The sequence below is a fragment of the Agathobacter ruminis genome (assembly GCF_002735305.1).
Classification (GTDB): domain Bacteria; phylum Bacillota; class Clostridia; order Lachnospirales; family Lachnospiraceae; genus Roseburia; species Roseburia ruminis.
On record NZ_PDYG01000049.1, the window covers coordinates 1 to 6,876 of the forward strand.

10 protein-coding genes and 1 pseudogene are annotated in these 6,876 nt (G+C 38.5%); 9 read left to right on the forward strand and 2 right to left on the reverse strand.

Annotation, left to right across the window (positions count from 1 at the left end; all coding sequences use genetic code 11):
- Nucleotides 1-68: 68 nt before the first annotated feature.
- The 6 genes and pseudogenes from CSX02_RS07640 to CSX02_RS07675 all read left to right on the forward strand — a co-directional run bounded on the left by CSX02_RS07640 (nt 69) and on the right by CSX02_RS07675 (nt 4,333).
- The gene (locus CSX02_RS07640) at nt 69-389 is read left to right on the forward strand and encodes a DMT family transporter (protein WP_099386236.1); all 321 of its coding nucleotides are present in this window, start codon (nt 69-71) and stop codon (nt 387-389) included.
- 223 nt (nt 390-612) lie between these two features.
- A pseudogene (locus CSX02_RS07650) lies at nt 613-1,127 on the forward strand (MerR family DNA-binding transcriptional regulator).
- Complete coding sequence (locus tag CSX02_RS07655; protein WP_099386237.1) at nt 1,090-2,253, forward strand: RNA-guided endonuclease InsQ/TnpB family protein; 1,164 nt, start codon at nt 1,090-1,092, stop codon at nt 2,251-2,253. Before CSX02_RS07650 ends, CSX02_RS07655 begins: the two are co-directional and overlap by 38 nt.
- A gap of 607 nt (nt 2,254-2,860) precedes the next feature.
- The gene (locus CSX02_RS07665; RefSeq protein WP_242970443.1) at nt 2,861-3,349 is read left to right on the forward strand and encodes a flavodoxin; all 489 of its coding nucleotides are present in this window, start codon (nt 2,861-2,863) and stop codon (nt 3,347-3,349) included.
- The gene (locus CSX02_RS07670; protein ID WP_099386239.1) at nt 3,346-3,843 is read left to right on the forward strand and encodes a nitroreductase family protein; all 498 of its coding nucleotides are present in this window, start codon (nt 3,346-3,348) and stop codon (nt 3,841-3,843) included. The genes CSX02_RS07665 and CSX02_RS07670 overlap by 4 nt, the downstream gene beginning before the upstream one ends.
- Nucleotides 3,844-4,000: 157 nt before the next feature.
- Nucleotides 4,001-4,333, forward strand: a complete 333-nt coding sequence (locus tag CSX02_RS07675) for a helix-turn-helix domain-containing protein (protein WP_099386240.1) — start codon at nt 4,001-4,003, stop codon at nt 4,331-4,333.
- 100 nt (nt 4,334-4,433) lie between these two features.
- Here the strand turns inward: CSX02_RS07675 and CSX02_RS13405 are convergent, their stop codons facing one another.
- Both CSX02_RS13405 and CSX02_RS07680 read right to left on the reverse strand, forming a co-directional pair.
- On the reverse strand, nt 4,434-4,754 hold the full coding sequence (locus tag CSX02_RS13405) for a hypothetical protein (protein ID WP_143248160.1): 321 nt from the start codon (nt 4,752-4,754) through the stop codon (nt 4,434-4,436).
- A 59-nt stretch (nt 4,755-4,813) separates the two neighbouring features.
- Nucleotides 4,814-5,008, reverse strand: coding sequence for a hypothetical protein (locus CSX02_RS07680; RefSeq protein ID WP_099386241.1), 195 nt, complete (start codon nt 5,006-5,008; stop codon nt 4,814-4,816).
- A gap of 279 nt (nt 5,009-5,287) precedes the next feature.
- Between CSX02_RS07680 and CSX02_RS07685 the strand changes: the two genes are divergently transcribed.
- The 3 genes from CSX02_RS07685 to CSX02_RS07690 are packed head-to-tail and all read left to right on the forward strand — an operon-like array spanning nt 5,288 to nt 6,870.
- Nucleotides 5,288-5,914: a Pr6Pr family membrane protein gene (locus CSX02_RS07685; protein ID WP_207653762.1), complete on the forward strand. Its 627-nt coding sequence runs from the start codon at nt 5,288-5,290 to the stop codon at nt 5,912-5,914.
- Between the two features lie 13 nt (nt 5,915-5,927).
- Nucleotides 5,928-6,116, forward strand: coding sequence for a hypothetical protein (locus tag CSX02_RS14060; RefSeq protein WP_330399491.1), 189 nt, complete (start codon nt 5,928-5,930; stop codon nt 6,114-6,116).
- Complete coding sequence (locus CSX02_RS07690; RefSeq protein WP_330399492.1) at nt 6,097-6,870, forward strand: radical SAM protein; 774 nt, start codon at nt 6,097-6,099, stop codon at nt 6,868-6,870. Before CSX02_RS14060 ends, CSX02_RS07690 begins: the two co-directional genes overlap by 20 nt.
- Nucleotides 6,871-6,876: the final 6 nt, after the last annotated feature.

The following is a 6,876-nucleotide window of genomic DNA, read 5'->3' on the forward strand; positions in this document are numbered from 1 at the left end:
AGCATAGTCGAACCTATTGAAAAGGTAAAGAAAGACTATGACTAATACTAATAGTAGGAGGTTTTTTAATGAAGTGGATCTATCTGTTTATTGCAGGAGCTCTTGAAATAACATGGGCGGTAGCAATGAAATTGTCTAACGGATTTACTGTGCTGATCCCATCAATCATCACTGGTGTGGGATATATAGCCAGTGCAGTGTTTTTGTCAATCGCACTTAGGCAGCTTCCTTTGGGAACAGCCTATGCGATGTGGACAGGGATGGGGATCGTGGGGACTACGTTGCTTGGGATTTTCCTTTTTAATGAAAAATTGTCAGTTCCGCAGGTTATATGTGTTATTTTAATTGTAGTTGGAATTGCAGGATTAAAACTATTAGCAAAGGATTGAGGTGCTGAAAAATGCAAAGCGTGGTGTACTATCCCTGATTGGTGAGGATGGTTATCCGTATGGTTTGCCAATTAACCAGTGGTACTGTGAAGAGGATGGGAAGATATATTTTCATGGAGCTAAGGAAGTGAAACAGGTGGGTATAACTTATAAAACTTTATAAATAGTTGTTAAGTTTTATAAGTTATTGGTATAAAATAATATTAAAAGAGAGTTAATTCTTTTGAGTAAATATTATTCTATACGCGTATTTTCAAAAATTATAGGCATATCAGCGCAAACATTGCGAAACTGGGATTCCAATGGAAAACTCCGCACGCATCACACTACGACAAGTGGATACAGATATTATTCTAACGAACAGCTTAACCAAGTGATGAATGTAAAGCCTAAAAATAGCATTACATTTGGTTAGTGTCGCGTGTCTAGTCATAAGCAAAAAGATGATTTAGAGCTAATGTAAAGGCATATCTCAAAATGAAGTTGAACGGGTTGTCGTTTGTATAAAGACAGGCTTTTACGATTTGGCTTTGAATTGATAGAATAATTGAAATCATTGATAATACTAAAAAATCTGAACAACAAGAACTTGTTGAAGATTTGGTTCAAATAATCACAGTGTTTAGTTGTAAATTACAAGGCAAACGAGCCAATAAAGCCAAGAAACTTGTTCAAGAATTGATACAGGAGGGTGGGCGCGATGATAAAGACCGTAAAAGTAATGCTGATACCCAATAACGTACAGCGAACGAAAATGTTTCAGTACGCAGGTGCAGCGAGATTCGCTTATAATTGGGCTTTAGCCAAGGAAAAAGAAAACTATGAAAAGGGCGGCAAATTCATCTCTGATTCAGAACTTAGAAAAGAATTTACTAGGCTGCGCAATTCCGACGAATATGCTTGGCTACAGAGTATTTCCAACAATGTAACCAAACAGGCAATTAAAGATGCCTGTACAGCCTATAAGAACTTTTTCAAAGGTTTGCAGCGATACCCGAGGTTTAAGCTCAAAAAGAAATCAACACCAAGATTCTATCAGGACAATGTCAAAATACAGTTTAGCGATACTCACGTTAAATTCGAGGGCTTTTCTTCTAGCAGAAAAGTCAACAAACAAAAATTAAACTGGGTGAGACTTGCAGAGCACGGACGTATTCCTACGGACGCTAAATATATGAATCCAAGAATATCTTTTGATGGGTTAAATTGGTGGATTAGCGTATGCATAGAGTTCCCAGACTGCAAAAAAAGTCTAAACACTGATGGTATTGGCATTGATTTAGGTGTTAAAGATTTAGCTATATGTTCTGATACTAATAAGTATAAAAACATAAACAAAAGCCAATCTGTTAAGGAACTTGAGAAACGTAAGCGTAGATTACAACGCAGTGTTTCTCGTAAATATGAGCAAAATAAAGAGAAAGGAAAATACTGTAAAACTCATAATATAGTTAAAAACGAAATACTTTTATTAAAAGTAAATCACAGATTAACAAACATCCGAAAGAACTATTTGAATCAGACCACATCTGAAATCGTAAATCGAAAACCAAGATTTATCTGTATTGAAGATTTAAACGTTAGTGGAATGATGAAAAATAGACACTTATCTAAAGCAGTTCAAAATCAGGGCTTTTTTGAATTTAGAAAGCAGCTTGAATACAAATGTAATGCTGAGGGTATTCAACTTATCGTTGCCGATAGATTTTATCCATCATCAAAACTTTGTAATTGCTGTGGCAGAATCAAAAAAGATTTGAAACTCTCTGATAGAACTTATAGATGCGAGTGTGGAAATGTCATAGACAGAGATTTCCAAGCAGCGCTCAATCTAAAAGATTATGGAGAACAATTTGCAAGCTAACATGTAAACGTTAGTGCAAATATGTACGGATACGTTAGTTCGGAATTTACGCCTATGGAGAGTACAAGAACTTGTGAGTAGATAGGTATTTATACCGTCAAAAGCATACTCGTTGAAGTAGGAATGGAACATAAAAGTTTATATCTTTTTATAAGTTTTCAGTAACGGACATAAGATTGATGCAATTAAAACCTGCGACAAAGTAAGCTTTTGTACATGGGATGAAGGCTATCGGAAAGGCGACGATTGGGCTCTAAATATTAACAGCGTAATTGTCTTTGGCAGAATCAAGCTTGTAGAGGATGAGGATATAGCAATAAAGATATGTACGCATCTCACAAAGAAGTTTACGGATGATGAAGAATATTTACAAAAGGAATTAAAAAACGCACTGCCGAGAGTACAGTGTCTTGAACTCATACCTGAACATATGACGGGAAAGCTGGTTAATGAGTCATAAATAATAGAGCAGAGATTTGATCTCTTCTATATCATATTCCGGCATAAGCTTAAAATATTAATAAAGTATAAAACCTCTTGTAATCCGAAAAAGATGTGATACAATTATATTGCGCAAAATGAAAGCGAAAAATTGTAAAGCGCAAATATGATGCATACAGAAAGGATGAAAGAGTCAATGAATACTTTGGTTACATATTTTAGTGTAGGTGGAACCACAAAGAGAATTGCAGAAGAATTTGCAGCGCAAATCGGAGCAGATGTATTTGAGATTGTTCCGACAGAGCCTTATACGAAGGCAGATATCAATTATATGAATCCGCTGTCACGATGCAATAAAGAGCAAATCGGCAAGAAGGATGTACCGGTGAACGGAACGGTAGCCGATTTTGATCAGTATGACACTGTTTATATCGGTTTCCCAATCTGGTACGCACAGGCGCCAAGAGTCGTATATACTTTTTGCAAAGAATATAACTGGAACGGCAAGAAGGTATGCGCATTTGCAACTTCCGGCGGCAGTGGAATCGGCAAGACCGCAGAAAAGCTTGCGCCATATGTTGAAGGCGCTGCTTCGGTAGATGCAAAACTTGTGCATAACGTTGACGAAATCAAAAAGAAAGGTAAACAGATATGAACGAAATTTTTAAGAGAGTCAGCATCAGAAAATATGAGGATAAGCCTGTTGAGCAGGAAAAGATAGAAAAGGTACTTCGTGCCGCTATGGCAGCTCCGTCTGCGGGCAATCAGCAGCCATGGGAATTCTATGTTGTAACAAATAAAGATACCATCAAAGCACTCTCAGAGTGCAGCCCGTATTCCGGCTGTGCAGCAGCAGCACCGGTTGTACTGGTACCGTGTTATCGCACCGAGGGACTCATCTTCCCGGCATTGGCACAGATTGATATGGCGAATGCGACAGAGAATGCCCTTCTGGAGATCACTTCCCTTGATTTGGGTGGTGTATGGCTTGCTGTGACTCCGGATCAGGACAGAGTTGAGAAAGTGACAAAGGTCCTTGATTTACCGGCAAATCTGGTTCCGTTTGCACTTGTGCCATTCGGATATCCGGCAGAAGATAGACCGCAGCAGGATCGATATGATGAGGCAAGAATTCACTGCATCGATTAATGGTGCAATGCGATATTTAGTACCATAAAAGTGTAGTTGTTAGAGAGTAATTAACTCTAGCATCTGCACTTTTTTTATATAAAGCTGAAGTCGCTTAAAATCGAATTGACACCCTATTGAATAGGGGATATATTAAAGATAACAGAAGGTGAATAATATGAGTAATAGCGTATATGAAAGCATTATGACAGGTCTTAATGAAGCATTGGAAGATTCCAAAAGTGCTAAGAAGGTACTTAAGAGGCATAAGGTAACAGTTGAGCCTGTTAAAGTGTATGAAGCAGATGAGGTAAAGAAAATTAGAAATTCAACTGGAATGTCACAGAAGATATTTGCAAGTTATATGGGCGTTTCAGACAAGACAGTTGAAGCATGGGAAGCAGGTACAAATCATCCATCAGGAGCTGCAAGCAGACTTCTCAGCATGATTGAGAAGGATAAGGAGCTTATTATTAAGTTTCCTTTTGTGACAAATGTAATGGCAAAATAAATGGCTAACACAAAACAAACCCGTCCGAGAATGTCAAAGACAGAGAAGATTGCTCTGGTGATTGACGTATCTGGGTGGGTTTGTTAATAATATATTATTATTAGATTGAAACCATATTATTAATGTGGTTGTCGATTCCATCTGCAGATTGTTCTAGATAATCTGGTGTTGATTCAAGCATGTCTTCATCAAGAGTATTTAGATTAACCCAGTTTGAAGGAATTCTGAATTGAGTATGCACATAACTTTTACAATGACTACACCATACCCAGGCGGCCCCCATTGAATCTTCAGGATTAAAGCGATGAAGGTAGAGGTGAGTAGATGAAGCGTTACATACTGGACAAACTAATGGATATTTATTGGCAAATATTATATTTTCATCCATAACATTTAGCATTGTATCATTTTCATTCCACATATTATTTTAGTCCTTTCATATATTTTTCTAAAGAATTACCAGCTTTGTATGCTTTTTGTTCAGGAGCATTTACTCCTTTTATAAAACTTCTTGATTTCGGTTAAATAATGTAATTCATAACCTAAACGTTTTGCGCTATCAATAGGATTGATAGGAATAGTCAATCCTAGTTCAATGTATAAATCCACTACATTTTCTTCAATCTTGTCATATACTTTTTTTGGTAACGATGGTTTAGTAATCTCATTTGCCATTGTTCAATAAAACCTTCATAATCTGCATTCGTTCTCCAAATCCTGTCATGGTGGTTACCTCCTTATATGAAAACTATATATTGGACTTGCCAAAATGTTAAGTATGAATTTCACAAACGAAAAACTACAGCTGAATAATAAATAAAGTATAAAAACCATTGAAAAAGAAAAAAGATGTGATACAATTAAATTGAATAAAATGAATTAAAGAGAAAGGGAACTAAAATGGATAAGATAACGCAGAGACAGAAAGTCATTAGTCTTGTTCTCAAAAGTATTGTGTTTTTTGCAGCGATAATCGGTATCGTATTAAGCTATTTGGCCGGACGGAATTCTTTTATGGGTGGCGGACATGTATTCATGTACTTCACAATCCAGTCCAATATTGCGATTGCAATCATCTGTGCAATCGGTTTTATATTCCTCTGCAGAGGAAAAGACATCTCTAAAGTATGGTACATCATCAAATTTGTAGGAACTGTATCAATTACACTGACCGGAGTTGTATTTGGATTTGTGTTAGCGCCGACACTTGGCTCGGCTGCATGGAATCTTCAAAATACGTTAACGCATCTCATTGTGCCGGTTGCAGCTGTGATTGACTTTTTTGTCATAAGCAGCGTGCAGCGCATCAGAAAGAGCAGCGTAGTCTTTGTGACAATTCCACCGATTCTGTATGCTATATATGCAGGAATTGGCTATGTTCATAATTGGCAATTCGCAGAAGGATATAATTATCCATATTTCTTCTTAAACTGGGGAAGTAAGGCAGGCGCCTTTGGATTTACGAATGAACTACCATTTATGGGAAGCGCATGGTGGATATTGGTTTTGCTGATATTTTTATTAGTAGTGGGATTTTGTTATCTTAAGATTGCTGATTTGATTTATAAACGAAAAGGGTAAAGAGGGAGCACAAATGGAGAGAGAATTTGACATTCAGGAGTATATGACAAAAGGCGTGGAACGTGTGGTTTCTGATGCAATCAAGGCGACGCTGAAGAATCCGCGGGAGAGTGCTTTCATGCTTGGTTTTGCAAAGGCGAGTACAGCTGCTTCCAAAAAGCGTAAAAAGGCAGAAAAAGCCGGTGAGCCAGCTTACAAATGAAGAATGGTATCGTATCTTTGATGAAGCAGACGACCTGGGAATCAGCTTTATCCTGCTTGCGGGAGGAGAACCGTTGCTTCGCCGGGATGTTATAGAAGCGGCCGGACAAAAGAAGAATATCCTGTTTCCGATTTTTACCAATGGTACATTTATGGATGCCAGAAGCGGCGAAGGAATCTATGACCGTCTGATCCAAAATATGGATGAACTGCAAAAGCGCGGCCTGATTTTCGGGGCATCTGTAACTGTCACTTCAGAGAATGTCTCGGAGGTGACATCGGAAAGCTTTTTAAATGAGCTGTCGGAGAGAGGCTGTAAGGCCGTGATCTTTGTAGAGTTTGTGCCAGTAACGGAAGACAGTCAGCATCTTGCTCCGGGAGAGAAAGAGCGGGAATATCTCAAGAATGAGATTGCACGTCTGAGAGCAGAAAAACCGGAGATGGTATATATCTCATTCCCGGGAGATGAGAAATCCTCCGGCGGATGTGTGGCTGCGGGAAGAGGATTCTTCCATATCAATTCACATGGTGGTGCAGGGCCGTGTCCATTCTCTCCGTATTCGGATGTGAATATCAAAAATACTTCTCTTCGGGAAGCAATTCATTCACCGTTGTTTATGGCATTGCAGAGCGAAGGACTGCTGACGGATGACCATGAAGGCGGATGCGTTCTATACGAAAAGCGCGAGCAGGTGGAGCAACTGTTCAAGTCTCGCTCGCGAGACTTGGCGCGAGATTTGCGTCAGCGTAGCTGACATATT